Annotated in this window: 10 protein-coding genes; 6 read left to right on the top strand and 4 right to left on the bottom strand. The window is 60.7% G+C overall.

The window, feature by feature from the left end; translation table 11 throughout:
- Positions 1–19: 19 nt before the first annotated feature.
- The 6 genes from tig (at position 20) to DXK50_RS21070 (ending at position 8,455) form a co-directional block, all read left to right on the top strand.
- Positions 20–1,330: a trigger factor gene (tig, locus tag DXK50_RS21095; RefSeq protein ID WP_212631634.1), complete on the top strand. Its 1,311-nt coding sequence runs from the start codon at positions 20–22 to the stop codon at positions 1,328–1,330.
- A 94-nt stretch (positions 1,331–1,424) separates the two neighbouring features.
- A complete protein-coding gene (gene clpP, locus DXK50_RS21090; RefSeq protein WP_161865422.1) occupies positions 1,425–2,066 on the top strand; it encodes an ATP-dependent Clp endopeptidase proteolytic subunit ClpP in 642 nt (213 codons plus the stop codon).
- Between the two features lie 107 nt (positions 2,067–2,173).
- Positions 2,174–3,454, top strand: a complete 1,281-nt coding sequence (clpX, locus tag DXK50_RS21085) for an ATP-dependent Clp protease ATP-binding subunit ClpX (RefSeq protein ID WP_090428603.1) — start codon at positions 2,174–2,176, stop codon at positions 3,452–3,454.
- 152 nt (positions 3,455–3,606) lie between these two features.
- On the top strand, positions 3,607–6,003 hold the full coding sequence (gene lon, locus DXK50_RS21080; protein WP_161865423.1) for an endopeptidase La: 2,397 nt from the start codon (positions 3,607–3,609) through the stop codon (positions 6,001–6,003).
- A 135-nt stretch (positions 6,004–6,138) separates the two neighbouring features.
- On the top strand, positions 6,139–6,411 hold the full coding sequence (hupB, locus tag DXK50_RS21075; protein WP_003239952.1) for a nucleoid-associated protein HU-beta: 273 nt from the start codon (positions 6,139–6,141) through the stop codon (positions 6,409–6,411).
- 196 nt (positions 6,412–6,607) lie between these two features.
- Entirely contained in the window at positions 6,608–8,455 is a 1,848-nt protein-coding gene (locus tag DXK50_RS21070; RefSeq protein ID WP_212631633.1) for a SurA N-terminal domain-containing protein, read from the top strand.
- A gap of 54 nt (positions 8,456–8,509) precedes the next feature.
- Here the strand turns inward: DXK50_RS21070 and DXK50_RS21065 are convergent, their stop codons facing one another.
- The 4 genes from DXK50_RS21065 to DXK50_RS21050 form a co-directional block, all read right to left on the bottom strand.
- Positions 8,510–10,057 (bottom strand): phospholipase D family protein, encoded by a 1,548-nt coding sequence (locus tag DXK50_RS21065; protein WP_212631632.1) that lies wholly within the window; start codon positions 10,055–10,057, stop codon positions 8,510–8,512.
- Between the two features lie 221 nt (positions 10,058–10,278).
- Positions 10,279–11,073 carry an enoyl-ACP reductase FabI gene (fabI, locus tag DXK50_RS21060; protein WP_024308006.1) on the bottom strand — a complete coding sequence of 265 codons (795 nt, stop codon included), beginning with the start codon at positions 11,071–11,073 and terminating at the stop codon, positions 10,279–10,281.
- Positions 11,074–11,101: 28 nt separating this feature from the next.
- A complete protein-coding gene (locus tag DXK50_RS21055) occupies positions 11,102–12,715 on the bottom strand; it encodes an ABC transporter ATP-binding protein (protein ID WP_161865426.1) in 1,614 nt (537 codons plus the stop codon).
- A gap of 1 nt (position 12,716) precedes the next feature.
- Entirely contained in the window at positions 12,717–13,736 is a 1,020-nt protein-coding gene (locus DXK50_RS21050) for an ABC transporter permease (protein WP_161865427.1), read from the bottom strand.
- Positions 13,737–13,738: the final 2 nt, after the last annotated feature.

The following is a 13,738-nucleotide window of genomic DNA, read 5'->3' as shown; positions in this document are numbered from 1 at the left end:
TGTGCAACGAGGAATATCCATGCAAGTTTCTGTTGAAAGCACTTCTGCTCTTGAGCGCCGCATGACCGTCGGCGTCCCCGTCGAGCGCATCGAGACCGAAGTCAACAAGCGTCTGCAGCAGACTGCCCGTCGTGCCAAGGTTCCTGGCTTCCGTCCTGGCAAGGTGCCGATGAGCGTCATTCGTCAGCGTTACGAAGACGCCGCTCGTCAGGAAGCGCTGGGCGACCTGATCCAGGCGACCTTCTACGAAGCCGTGGTCGAGCAGAAGCTGAACCCGGCTGGCGCTCCGGCTGTCGAGCCGAAGTCCTTCGAGAAGGGCAAGGACCTGGAATACGTCGCCACTTTCGAAGTGTTTCCCGAGTTCGAGGTTTCCGGTTTCGACTCCATCGCCATCGAGCGTCTGCAGGCTGACGTGGCTGACAGCGATGTCGACAACATGCTGGATATCCTGCGCAAGCAGAACACCCGTTTCGAAGCTGTCGAGCGTGCTGCCGAGAATGGCGATCAGCTGAACATCGACTTCGTCGGCAAGATCGACGACGAGGCCTTCGCTGGCGGCAGTGCCAAGGGCACTCAGCTGGTGCTGGGCTCCGGCCGCATGATTCCGGGCTTCGAAGATGCCCTGGTCGGTGCCAAGGCCGGTGAAGAGCGCGTGGTCAACCCGACCTTCCCCGAGGATTATCAGAACCTCGACCTGGCTGGCAAAACCGCCGAGTTCACCGTGACCGTGAACAGCGTTTCCGCGCCGCAGCTGCCTGAGCTGAACGACGAGTTCTTCGCCCTGTTCGGTATCAAGGAAGGCGGCCTGGAAGGCTTCCGTGCCGAAGTTCGCAAGAATATGGAGCGCGAGCTGCGTCAGGCCATCAAGTCCAAGGTCAAGAATCAGGTAATGGACGGCCTGCTGGCCGCCAACCCGGTCGAAGTGCCGAAGGCGCTGATCGGCAACGAAGTCAACCGTCTGCGCGTGCAGGCCGTTCAGCAGTTCGGCGGCAACATCAAGCCTGACCAGCTGCCGGCCGAGCTGTTCGAAGAGCAGGCCAAGCGCCGCGTCGTACTGGGTCTGATCGTCGCCGAGGTGGTCAAGCAGTTCGACCTGAAGCCTGACGAAGCCCGCGTTCGCGAGCTGATCGAGGAGATGGCTTCGGCTTACCAGGAGCCTGAGCAGGTCGTGGCCTGGTACTACAAGAACGATCAGCAGATGAACGAAGTACGTTCGGTTGTACTGGAAGAGCAAGTTGTAGATACTGTCTTGCAGAAGGCCAACGTGACCGATAAAGCGGTTTCCTACGAAGACGCAGTCAAGCCGGCGGAAGCTCCTAAAGCCGACTGATCTGGTAACCTCGTTCGAGTACACCACCATAAGCCAGCCTCCGTGCTGGCTTATGCGTATTTGAGACATGACTATTAGGGAGTGAGCGCAAGACATGTCCCGCAATCCTTTTATGCAAAACATGCCTGAAATCCAGGCCGCTGGCGGCCTGGTGCCGATGGTCATCGAGCAGTCCGCTCGTGGCGAGCGTGCCTATGACATTTACTCGCGCCTGCTCAAGGAGCGTGTGATCTTCGTGGTCGGCCAGGTCGAGGACTACATGGCCAACCTGATCTGCGCCCAGTTGCTGTTCCTGGAAGCAGAGAACCCGGACAAGGATATTCACCTTTATATCAATTCGCCGGGTGGCTCGGTCACCGCTGGCATGGCGATCTACGACACCATGCAGTTCATCAAGGCGGACGTGTCCACCACCTGCATCGGTCAAGCCTGCAGCATGGGCGCTTTCCTGCTGGCCGGCGGCGCCAAGGGCAAGCGTTTCTGCCTGCCTAACTCGCGTGTGATGATTCACCAGCCGCTGGGCGGCTTCCAGGGTCAGGCTTCGGATATCGAAATCCATGCCAAGGAAATTCTGTTCATTCGTGAGCGTCTGAACGAACTGCTGGCTCATCACACTGGTCAGAGCCTGGAAACCATCGAGCGCGACACCAACCGCGACAATTTCATGAGCGCTTCGCGCGCGGTGGAATACGGTCTGGTCGATGCCGTGCACGAAAAGCGTCACATGCCGGTCTAGATGAGGCATCGGCAGCGGGCTTCCTTCACTGACGCGAGCTGCGCCCTTGAAAATGCCCGCATTTGCCTTCATCTTGTGTTTCAAGCCTACCGTATTGGATTGATCGAATGACTGACACCCGTAACGGTGAGGACAACGGCAAACTGCTTTATTGCTCCTTCTGCGGCAAAAGCCAGCATGAAGTGCGCAAGTTGATCGCCGGTCCTTCCGTCTTCATCTGCGACGAATGCGTCGACCTGTGCAACGACATCATCCGCGAGGAGGTGCAGGAAGCCCAGGCCGAGAGCAACGCGCACAAACTCCCGGCACCCAAGGAAATCAGTGCCATCCTCGATCAGTACGTGATCGGGCAGGAGCGCGCCAAGAAGGTGCTGTCGGTAGCGGTGTACAACCACTACAAGCGTCTGAACCAGCGCGACAAGAAAGACGATGTCGAACTGGGCAAGAGCAACATCCTGCTGATCGGTCCGACCGGTTCGGGCAAGACGCTGCTGGCCGAAACGCTGGCGCGCCTGCTCAACGTGCCGTTCACCATTGCCGATGCCACCACCCTGACCGAGGCTGGTTACGTGGGTGAGGACGTCGAAAACATCATTCAGAAGCTGCTGCAGAAGTGCGATTACGATGTCGAGAAGGCCCAGATGGGTATCGTCTACATCGACGAAATCGACAAGATCTCGCGCAAATCCGACAACCCTTCGATCACCCGTGACGTCTCTGGCGAAGGCGTGCAGCAGGCGCTGCTGAAGCTGATCGAGGGCACTGTTGCCTCGGTTCCGCCGCAAGGTGGGCGCAAGCATCCGCAGCAGGAGTTCCTGCAGGTCGACACGCGCAACATCCTGTTCATCTGCGGCGGTGCCTTTGCAGGCCTGGAAAAAGTCATCCAGGCGCGTTCGACCAAGGGCGGCATCGGTTTTGGTGCTGAAGTACGTAGCAAGCAGGAAGGCAAGAAGATCGGCGAGTCTCTGCGTGAGGTCGAGCCGGACGATCTGGTCAAATTCGGTCTGATTCCCGAGTTCGTCGGTCGCCTGCCGGTGATCGCGACGCTGGAGGAACTGGACGAGGCGGCTCTGGTACAGATTCTCACAGAGCCTAAGAACGCGCTGACCAAGCAATACGCCAAGCTGTTCGAGATGGAAGGCGTGGATCTGGAGTTCCGCTCCGATGCGCTGAAGTCCGTGGCGCAGAAGGCGCTGGAGCGTAAGACCGGTGCACGTGGTTTGCGTTCGATTCTCGAGGGCATTCTGCTCGATACCATGTACGAGATCCCGTCCCAGCAGGACGTGAGCAAGGTGGTGATCGACGAGAGCGTCATCGAGGGTTCGTCCAAGCCGCTGCTGATCTATGAGAACAGCGAGCCGCCAGCGAAGGCCGCGCCAGACGCCTGAAGGCTGTTACACGATGCAAAGAAGGGGCCCTTTGGGCCCCTTCGCTTTTCGGGACTTTACGCTTGTTTTTTGCAGGAGCTACCCCCATCTTAAAAGCCAAGGGTAATCCCGCCTGTTTACGGCCTTATGGCCGCCGCTGCTGAGCCGAAATCATGAAAACAACCATCGAATTGCCTCTCCTGCCATTGCGCGATGTAGTGGTCTATCCGCATATGGTCATCCCGCTTTTCGTCGGGCGTGAGAAATCCATCGAGGCCCTCGAGGCAGCGATGACGGGCGACAAGCAGATTCTGCTGGTGGCCCAGAAGAACCCGGCCGTCGATGACCCGGATGATCAGGATCTGTATCGCGTGGGCACCGTTGCCACTGTCCTGCAGCTGCTCAAGCTGCCCGACGGTACCGTCAAGGTATTGGTCGAGGGTGAGCAGCGCGGCTCCATCGAGCGTTTCATCGAGCTCGACGATCATTGCCGTGCCGAGGTGCAGCTGATCGAGGAGGGCGAGACTGCCGAGCGCGAGTCGGAAGTCTTTACGCGCAGCCTGCTCAGCCAGTTCGAGCAGTACGTGCAACTGGGCAAGAAGGTACCGGCCGAAGTGCTGTCTTCGCTCAACAGCATCGATGAGCCCAGTCGTCTGGTCGACACCATGGCCGCGCACATGGCGCTGAAGATTGAGCAAAAGCAGGAAATTCTCGAAATCACCTCGCTGTCTGCTCGCGTCGAGCACGTACTGGCGTTGCTGGATGCCGAGATCGACCTGTTGCAGGTGGAGAAGCGTATCCGCGGCCGGGTGAAGAAACAGATGGAGCGCAGTCAGCGCGAGTACTACCTGAATGAGCAGATGAAGGCCATTCAGAAGGAACTGGGCGACATCGACGAAGGCCACAACGAGATCGACGAGCTGAAGAAGCGCATCGACAATGCCGGCCTGACCAAGGAGGCGCTGACCAAGGCCAATGCCGAGCTGAACAAGCTCAAGCAGATGTCGCCAATGTCCGCCGAAGCCACCGTGGTGCGTTCCTACATCGATTGGCTGGTCAACGTGCCGTGGAAGGCGGAGAGCAAGGTGCGCCTGGATCTGGCGCGCGCCGAGAGCATCCTCGATGCCGACCATTACGGTCTGGAAGAGGTCAAGGAGCGCATTCTCGAGTATCTCGCCGTGCAGAAGCGGGTGAAGAAGCTCAAGGGGCCTGTGCTGTGCCTGGTCGGCCCGCCCGGTGTGGGCAAGACCTCGCTGGCCGAATCCATCGCCACTGCCACCAACCGCAAGTTCGTGCGTATGGCGCTGGGGGGCGTGCGTGACGAGGCCGAGATTCGTGGCCACCGTCGCACCTATATCGGCTCGATGCCGGGCCGTCTGATCCAGAAGATGACCAAGGTCGGCGTGCGCAACCCGCTGTTCTTGCTCGACGAGATCGACAAGATGGGCCAGGACATGCGCGGCGATCCTGCGTCCGCGCTGCTGGAAGTCCTCGATCCGGAGCAGAACCACAACTTCAACGATCACTACCTGGAGGTCGATTACGACCTGTCGGACGTGATGTTCCTCTGCACCGCCAACTCGATGAACATTCCCGGCCCGCTGCTGGACCGCATGGAGGTCATCCGTCTGCCTGGCTACACCGAGGACGAGAAGGTCAACATCGCCATCAAGTACCTGGCGCCGAAGCAGACGCAGGCCAACGGTCTGAAGAAGGGTGAGCTGGAGTTCGATGAAGCGGCCATCCGCGACATCATCCGTTACTACACGCGCGAGGCGGGTGTGCGCAGCCTGGAGCGGCAGATCGCCAAGGTTTGCCGCAAGGCGGTTAAGGAGCATGTGCGCGAGAAGCGTTTCCAGGTCACGGTCACTGCCGATTCGCTGGAGCACTTCCTGGGTGTGCGCAAACATCGCTACGGGCTCGCCGAACAGCAGGACCAGATCGGTCAGGTGACCGGCTTGGCCTGGACTCAGGTAGGCGGCGAACTGCTGACTATCGAGACGGCCGTGGTGCCCGGTAAGGGCGTGCTGATCAAGACCGGCTCGCTGGGTGATGTAATGGCGGAGTCGATGACCGCCGCCATGACGGTGGTGCGCAGTCGTGCCAAGAGTTTGGGAATTCCCGCCGATTTCAACGAGAAACGCGACGTTCACATCCATATGCCTGAAGGTGCCACGCCGAAGGATGGCCCGAGTGCGGGTATCGGTCTGTGCACGGCGCTGGTCTCGGCGCTGACGCAGATTCCAGTGCGTGCCGACGTAGCCATGACCGGTGAAATCACTCTGCGGGGTCAGGTGTTGGCCATCGGCGGTCTCAAGGAAAAACTTCTGGCGGCTCATCGGGGGGGTATCAAGACAGTGATCATTCCCGAAGAAAATGTCCGCGACCTGAAAGAAATTCCTGAAAATATTAAGCAGGACTTGCAGATTAAACCGGTTAAATGGATTGACGAGGTCCTGCAAATTGCGCTGCAATACGCCCCGGAGCCCTTGCCCGATGCGGCTCCCGAGATGGTTGCAACGGATGACAAGCGCGAGTCTGATTCCAAGGAGCGAATCAGCACGCATTAGCCGGGGGGCTTCCTTGACACAATTTTTGAGCCCTTGTTATAAAGCGGCTTTTATTGTGTCGGCAGGCCATCCAGCACCCGCTTTGCTTACACTAAAAATCAAGAAACAAACTAAACAGAAATAAGGGGACTTAGAGTGAACAAGTCGGAACTGATCGATGCCATCGCTGCATCTGCTGATATCCCGAAAGCTGTTGCTGGCCGCGCGCTGGATGCAGTGATCGAATCCGTCACTGGCGCCCTGAAGGCTGGTGATTCCGTCGTACTGGTTGGCTTCGGCACCTTCGCTGTCAAAGAGCGTGCTGCTCGCACTGGCCGCAACCCGCAGACCGGCAAGCCGATCAGCATCGCTGCTGCCAAGATCCCGGGCTTCAAAGCTGGCAAGGCCCTGAAAGACGCCGTCAACTAAGCGTCTTCCGGGTTTGCCTCGCCGTCAGGCTCAGTCTGGCGGCTGTTAGGAGGCAGGGCAGGAAGTCGGAGATTTTCTGCGCTGACCGCTTAACGCGTTACGAGAAGGCGCATCCAAGGATGCGCCTTTCTTCTATCTGGACATATTTACCCACACTGCGCGGCTGGTGACTCTGTACAGTCGTTCTGGGGGAAGCATGCTGCAAAACATCAGGGACAATTCACGCGGTTGGATTGCCAAAATCATTATCGGCCTCATCGTCATGCTGATGGCCTTTACCGGTTTCGAAGCCATCGTCACGGGGACCAGCAACCGCAACAATGCGGCTGACGTCAACGGTGACACCATTACCCTCAACGAGCTCAATCAGGCCGTTGAAATGCAGCGTCGTCAGCTTCTGCAGCAACTGGGCCGCGATTTCGACGCCTCGCTGCTCGATGAGAAGCTGCTGCGTGAGGCTTCGCTCAAGGGTTTGATCGAGCGCAAGCTGCTGCTGCAGGCAGCTGATGACGCCGGCTTTGCCTTCTCGCAAGGCTCGCTGGATCAGGTGATCCTGCAGACTCCCGAATTTCAGGTTGATGGCCGCTTCGATGCCGCGCGCTTCGATCAGGTCATCCGCCAGATGGGCTACACGCGCCTGCAGTTCCGCCAGATGCTGGAAGAGGAGATGCTGATCGGCCAGCTGCGTGCCGGTATCGGAGCCAGCAGCTTCGTCACCGAGCAGCAAGCGCGTGCCTTCGCCAACCTCGAGCGTCAGACCCGCGATTTCGCCAGCCTCACCCTCAAGGCCGACCCAGCCGCGATCGAGCTGAGTGACAGCGATGTTCAGGCCTATTACGACGAGCACGCCAGCGAGTTCATGAGCCCCGAGCAGGTGGTGCTGGAGTATGTCCAACTGGAAAAGGACAGCTTCTTCGATCAGGTCGAGGTCAGCGATGAAGACCTGAAGCCTCTGTACGAGAGCGAAATCGCCAATCTGGCCGAGCAGCGTCAGGCTGCCCACATCCTTATCGAAGGCGATGACGAAGCCGCACGCAGCAAGATCGAGGAGATCAAGAAGCGTGTCGATGCGGGCGAAGATTTCGCCGCGCTGGCCAAGGAGTTCTCGCAGGATCCGGGCTCTGCCGCCGATGGTGGTGATCTTGGCTACGCCGGTCCTGGCGTTTACGACCCGGCCTTCGAGGAGGCGCTGTATGCGCTGCAGCAGGGCCAGGTTTCCGAGCCGGTGAAAAGCGAGTTCGGTTGGCACCTGATCAAGCTGCTGGGTGTCCAGGCGCCGGAAGTACCAAGCTTTGACAGCCTCAAGGACAAGCTGGCGCGTGACTTCAAGGCGCAACAGGTCGAACAGCGTTTCGTCGAGGCGACCAAGCAGCTGGAAGACGCCGCGTTCGAAGCATCTGACCTGGCTCAGCCGGCTCAGGAACTGGGACTTGAGATCAAGATCAGCGAGGCTTTCGGTCGTGAAGGCGGAGCTACCGGCATCACCGCCAATCGTCAGGTGCTGCAGGCTGCCTTCAGCCCCGAGGTGCTGGAAGACGGCACCAACAGCTCGACCATCGAACTGGACCCGAGCAACGTGGTAGTCGTGCGCGTGAAAGAGCACAACAAGCCGGAGCAGTTGCCACTGGAGCAGGTTGCCGAGAGCATTCGCGGTCATCTGCAGCAGGAGCGCGCCGCTGCTGCCGCCAAGGCTGAAGGTGAGAAGCAACTGGCCGCTGCCCAGGCAGGTGAAAGTGCAGGAGCCGACTGGCAGGTGCACGAAGCCGCTACTCGCAGCCAGGACGGCCTCGAGCCGAAGGTGCTGCAGGCACTGTTCCGCATGCCCAAGCCAGCCAAGGCCGGTGAGCCGACCTTCGCCGGTGTGACGCTGAACAATGGCGACTACGTCGTGCTGCGTCTCGATGGCGTGAACGTGCCGGAAGAAGCGCTGGCTGAAGAGGAACTCGCCATGTACCGCAACTTCCTGGCTTCGCGCGCCGGCCAGCAGGACTTTGCGGCGCTGCGTAAGCAGCTTGAAGCCAAGGCCGACATCGAGCGTTTCTGATCGCTGATCGCTAGCCGAGAGCCCCGCCAAGTGCGGGGCTTTCTCGTTCCGGGGTCATAATAGCCATTCGATGGGCAGCCACGAGAGCAGGTGAATGCCCAGGCGTTTGAGTAGGCCCGTGCCGGGCTCGCTATCGAATCGCCGTTGCTCGCCATCAACGCGCTGCAGCCAGTAGATTCGGTCGTGTTCGTCCAGGCCCAGTTCATAGGCATTGGCCGGGATATCGGTTTCGAATGCCTGGCCAATGGCAGCAGCCAGTTTTGGGCTTTCGATTAGAAAGCCCAGCTCCGTATTTAGGCGAGCGGAGCGTGGATCGAAATTGAATGAGCCGATGAATACGCGCTGGCCATCGAGGGCGAAGGTCTTCGCATGCAGGCTGGAGCCGGAGCTGCCGAACGGCCCTGCGGTTTCTCGGTGTCCTTCGTCGTCCGCACCCAGGCGCATTTCATAGAGTCTGACGCCACCTTCGAGCAGCGCGCGGCGGCGTTTGGCGTAGCCGGCATGTACAGGCGTCACGTCAGTCGCTTCCAGGGCATTGGTCAGGATGCGCACTTCAACACCGCGCTTCACCAGTGCGGTGAAGATATCGACACCGGTTTGCGTTGGGACGAAGTAGGGTGAGACAAGATCGACCCGTGCTTCAGGGATATCGAGCATCTCGCCCAGGTGGCCGATCAGCAGCTCGCCGTCACTGGCATGACCCAGACCCTTGGCCGGATCATCGCTGACCAGCGTTGTCTCGCTCCATTCGAAGCTCAATTGATTGTTCAGCAAACCCTGGATGAATTCGCTTTCCTGCAGGGTCTTTACATAACCGCTGGCTGCGGGCGAACTGGAAAGGTCGGCAGCGAGGTCGTGGAGCGGCTGTGGGGCGTTGCGGCTGCGGGGCACGATCAGCTCCAGCGGGTAGCTGGAATCGCTGGCCCAGTAGCGATCGAAGTCTGCCGAGGTATCGGCCACCACCGGGCCGATGGCCAATACATCCAGGTCGGCGAAGAGCACGCCCTCACTGGCTTCGAAGTACTCGTCGCCAATATTGCGCCCGCCGATGATGGTGGCCTGGTTGTCCACGGTGAACGATTTGTTGTGCATGCGCCGGTTGGCACGGGGAAAGTGTGTCAGATACCCCAGCACCTTGGCCTGGCGCAGGGAGAAGGGATTGAACAGCCGGACTTCGATGTTGGGGTGGCGGTCGAGTGTGCTAAGTGTCTGGTCGAGGCCGGCGATGCCGTTGTCGTCCAGTAGCAGGCGGACGCGGACGCCTCGTTCAGCAGCCCTGAGCAGTGCATCGAGCAGCAGGGTACCGGTAATGTCATTACGCCAGATGTAGTACTGAACGTCGAGGCTGCGCTCGGCTGCCTCGACCAGGAGCATGCGCGCGGCAAAGGCATCGCGTGCCGCTGCCAGCGTGAGGATGCCGGATAGGCCGGGGTGGGCATCGCGTTCGCTGCCCAGGGCTTGCCCCAGCGTGGTATCGGCCGTTTCGGCCTGGGTGAAGGCCTGGCTCTCGGTACGGCCATCCAACGGTGGCAGGGCGCAGCCGACCACGAGGCTGCATAGCGCGCAGATCAGGCAGGCTCGCCATTTGTTTGTCGGGATCATTGACCCATCTCGGTTCCAGGCTTCCAAGCTAGGACAACGCCAACCTTGAAGCGTGCCGAGTAGTGGTGGCGTTTCGGTTCGGTCGAAGGCCGACAAGCCCCAGAAACGACAACGCCGCACCTGAGGAAGGTGCGGCGTTGTGGATTCAGCCACGATCAAGCCGTGCTGAAGGTATCGGGCATCGCCTGCTGTTCTGCCTGCGAGGCCCTGGTGAGTTCAACTCAGTCTTCCATGGCGCCCATGGCGGTGGTGTTGAAGCCGCCGTCGACGTACATGATCTCGCCGCTGATGCCCGAGGCCAGGTCGGAGCAGAGGAAGGCGCCGGCATTGCCGACTTCCTCGATGGTGACGTTACGGCGCAGCGGCGTCTGTTTCTCGTTGGCCGCCAGCATCTTGCGGAAGCTGGCGATGCCGCTGGCAGCCAGGGTGCGGATCGGGCCGGCGGAGATGGCGTTGACGCGGGTACCTTCCGGGCCGAGGCTGCCGGCCAGGTAGCGCACCCCGGCTTCCAGGCTGGCCTTGGCCATGCCCATCACGTTGTAGTTGGGCATGGTGCGCTCGGCGCCCAGGTAGGAGAGGGTGAGCAGGCTGCCGTTGCGGCCCTTCATCATCTCGCGACCGGCCTTGGCCAGGGCGACGAAGCTGTAGGCGCTGATGTCATGGGCGATCTTGAAGCCTTCACGGGTGGTCACTTCGGTGAAGTCGCCATTGAGCTGGTCGCCCGGGGCGAAGCCGACCGAGTGGACGATGCAGTCCAGGCCGTCCCACTTCTTGCTCAGCGCTTCGAATACAGCGGCGATTTCCTCGTCGCTGGCCACATCGCAAGGGAAGCACAGGTCGGCGCTGGAGCCCCAGCCCGCGGCGAACTCTTCGACGCGGCCCTTGAGCTTCTCGTTCTGGTAGGTGAAAGCCAGCTCGGCACCTTCGCGGTGCATGGCGGCGGCGATACCCGAGGCGATGGACAGTTTGCTGGCGACGCCAACGATGAGTACGCGCTTACCGGTTAGAAAACCCATTGTGCTATTCCTCTTCCTGTTTCAAGGATCAGTGAGCCGTTGCCGGGGCCAGAAAAGCGGCTTCCAGCAACTGCTGCGTATAAGGGTGTTGCGGGGCGCTGAAGATCGACTCGGCAGACCCCTGTTCGACCACCTGGCCCTGCTTGACCACCATCAGCTGGTGGCTCAGCGCTCTGACTACCGCCAGGTCATGGCTGATAAACAGATAGGTCAGGTTGTACTTGGCCTGCAAGCCGCGCAACAACTCCACCACCTGACGCTGAACCGTGCGGTCGAGCGCCGAGGTGGGCTCGTCCAGCAGAATCAGCGCCGGTTTCAACACCAGTGCCCGGGCAATGGCAATCCGCTGCCGTTGCCCGCCGGAAAACTCGTGGGGGTAGCGATGCCGCGTCTGCGGATCCAGCCCTACCTCCAAAAGCGCGTCGATGATCGCCTGTTCCTGCTCCGCCTCGTTGCCCATGCCGTGTATGCGCAGACCTTCACCGACGATCTGGCTCACCGACATGCGTGGGCTCAGGCTGCCGAAGGGATCCTGAAACACCACCTGCATCTGCCTGCGCAGCGGACGTACTTCCTGCTGGCTCAGGCCCTGCAGCTGCTGGCCCTGGAAGCGGATATCACCGCGACTGGCAAGCAGTCGCAGAATGGCCATGCCCAGGGTGGACTTGCCGGAACCACTTTCACCGACGATGCCCAGGGTCTGGCCCTGAGGCAGGCTGAAGTTGATGCCGTCCACCGCTTTGACATGATCCACCGTCCGGCGCAGCAGACCCTTCTTGATCGGGAACCACACGCGCAGGTCGTCCACTTCCAGCAACGGCTGGCCTGCAGGGTTGGCCGCAGGTTCGCCGCTGGGCTCGGCGCCGAGCAGTTCCTGGGTATAGGGATGCTCTGGCGCCTGGAACAATTGTTCACACGACGCCTGTTCGACGATGCGACCGCGCTGCATGACACATACGCGATGGGCAATTCTGCGAACCAAGTTGAGATCGTGACTGATCAGCAGCAGCGACATGCCCAGGCGTGCCTGCAGATCCTTGAGCAATTCGAGGATTTTCAGCTGAACCGTGACATCCAGTGCGGTGGTCGGCTCGTCGGCAATCAGCAGTTGCGGTTCGTTGGCCAGGGCCATGGCGATCATCACGCGCTGCCGTTGGCCGCCGGAAAGTTCGTGCGGGTAGGCCTTCAGGCGCTTCTTCGGCTCCGGAATGCCGACCAGTTCCAGCAACTCCAGGGTACGCGTGCTGGCAGCCTTGCCGCGCAACCCCTTGTGCAGGGCGAGCACCTCGTTGATCTGCTTCTCGATGGTATGCAGCGGGTTGAGCGAGGTCATCGGCTCCTGAAAGACCATGGCGATGCGGTTGCCACGAATGCCGCGCAGACGGCCCTCGCCGAGCTTGAGCAGGTTTTCGCCAGCGTACTCGATACTGCCATGCGGATGACGTGCCAGCGGGTAGGGCAGAAGGCGCAGGATCGAGTGCGCGGTGACCGATTTGCCTGAGCCGCTTTCGCCGACCAGGGCCAATGTCTCGCCTTTGCGGATGTCGAAGCTGACCCCTTCGACCACGCGCTGGCAGTTCTCGCCCGTGACGAACTCGACGGCCAGGTCGCGAACTTGCAGCAGGGTTTCGTTCTGGCTCATGTCATTTCCTCGGATCGAAGGCATCGCGGGCGGCTTCGCCGATGAACACCAGCAGGCTCAGCATGATCGCCAGTACGGCGAAGGCGCTGATGCCCAGCCAGGGCGCCTGCAGGTTGCTCTTGCCCTGGGCGACCAGCTCGCCGAGCGAGGGGGCGCCGGGTGGCAGGCCGAAGCCGAGGAAGTCCAGGGCGGTCAGGGTGCCGATGGCGCCGGTGAGGATGAAGGGCATGAAGGTCATGGTCGAGACCATGGCATTGGGTAGGATATGGCGGAACATGATCGCGCCGTTGCCCATGCCCAGCGCCCGCGCCGCACGTACGTATTCGAGGTTGCGGCCGCGGAGGAATTCGGCGCGCACCACGTCCACCAGACTCATCCACGAGAACAGCAGCATGATGCCCAGCAGCCACCAGAAGTTCGGTTGCACGAAGCTGGCGAGGATGATCAGCAGGTAGAGCACCGGCAGGCCCGACCAGATTTCCAGGAAGCGCTGGCCGAGCAGGTCGACCCAGCCGCCATAGAAACCTTGTAGCGCGCCGGCGATCACGCCGATCACCGAACTGGCCAGAGTCAGGGTCAGGGCGAACAGCACCGAGATGCGAAAGCCGTAGATCACCCGTGCCAGCACGTCGCGACCCTGATCGTCGGTTCCCAGCCAGTTTTGCGCCGAAGGCGGCGCTGGAGCGGGCACCTCCAGGTCGTAGTTGATGCTCGAATAACTGAAGGGAATCGGCGGCCAGATCATTCGGCCGTCCTTCGCCGCGATCAGGTCCTGTATGTAGGGGCTCTTGTAGTTGGCCTGCAGCGGGAATTCACCGCCGAACACCGTTTCCGGGTAGCGCTTGAGCACCGGGAAATACCACTGGCCGTCGTAACGCACGGCCAGCGGCTTGTCGTTGGCGATCAGTTCGGCACCTAGGCTCAGGCCGAACAGGATGAGGAACAGCCACAGCGACCACCAGCCGCGTTTGTGCGCCTTGAAGCGATCGAGGCGGCGTCGGTTGAGCGGGGAGAGTTTCATGC

The organism is Pseudomonas sp. KB-10, assembly GCF_018221585.1.
Lineage (GTDB): Bacteria > Pseudomonadota > Gammaproteobacteria > Pseudomonadales > Pseudomonadaceae > Aquipseudomonas > Aquipseudomonas yangonensis.
The sequence above is the reverse complement of the archived record's forward strand: the minus strand, read 5'-3'. Positions and strand labels throughout refer to the sequence as shown.

Bases quoted from the DNA above. Each gene is read 5' to 3' on its own strand.
- clpP (WP_161865422.1), top strand. From the start codon at position 1,425: ATGTCCCGCAATCCTTTTATGCAAAACATGCCTGAAATCCAGGCCGCT.
- DXK50_RS21055 (WP_161865426.1), bottom strand. From the start codon at position 12,715: ATGAGCCAGAACGAAACCCTGCTGCAAGTTCGCGACCTGGCCGTCGAG.
- fabI (WP_024308006.1), bottom strand. From the start codon at position 11,073: ATGGGTTTTCTAACCGGTAAGCGCGTACTCATCGTTGGCGTCGCCAGC.
- DXK50_RS21070 (WP_212631633.1), top strand. From the start codon at position 6,608: ATGCTGCAAAACATCAGGGACAATTCACGCGGTTGGATTGCCAAAATC.
- clpX (WP_090428603.1), top strand. From the start codon at position 2,174: ATGACTGACACCCGTAACGGTGAGGACAACGGCAAACTGCTTTATTGC.
- tig (WP_212631634.1), top strand. From the start codon at position 20: ATGCAAGTTTCTGTTGAAAGCACTTCTGCTCTTGAGCGCCGCATGACC.
- DXK50_RS21065 (WP_212631632.1), bottom strand. From the start codon at position 10,057: ATGATCCCGACAAACAAATGGCGAGCCTGCCTGATCTGCGCGCTATGC.
- DXK50_RS21050 (WP_161865427.1), bottom strand. From the start codon at position 13,736: ATGAAACTCTCCCCGCTCAACCGACGCCGCCTCGATCGCTTCAAGGCG.
- lon (WP_161865423.1), top strand. From the start codon at position 3,607: ATGAAAACAACCATCGAATTGCCTCTCCTGCCATTGCGCGATGTAGTG.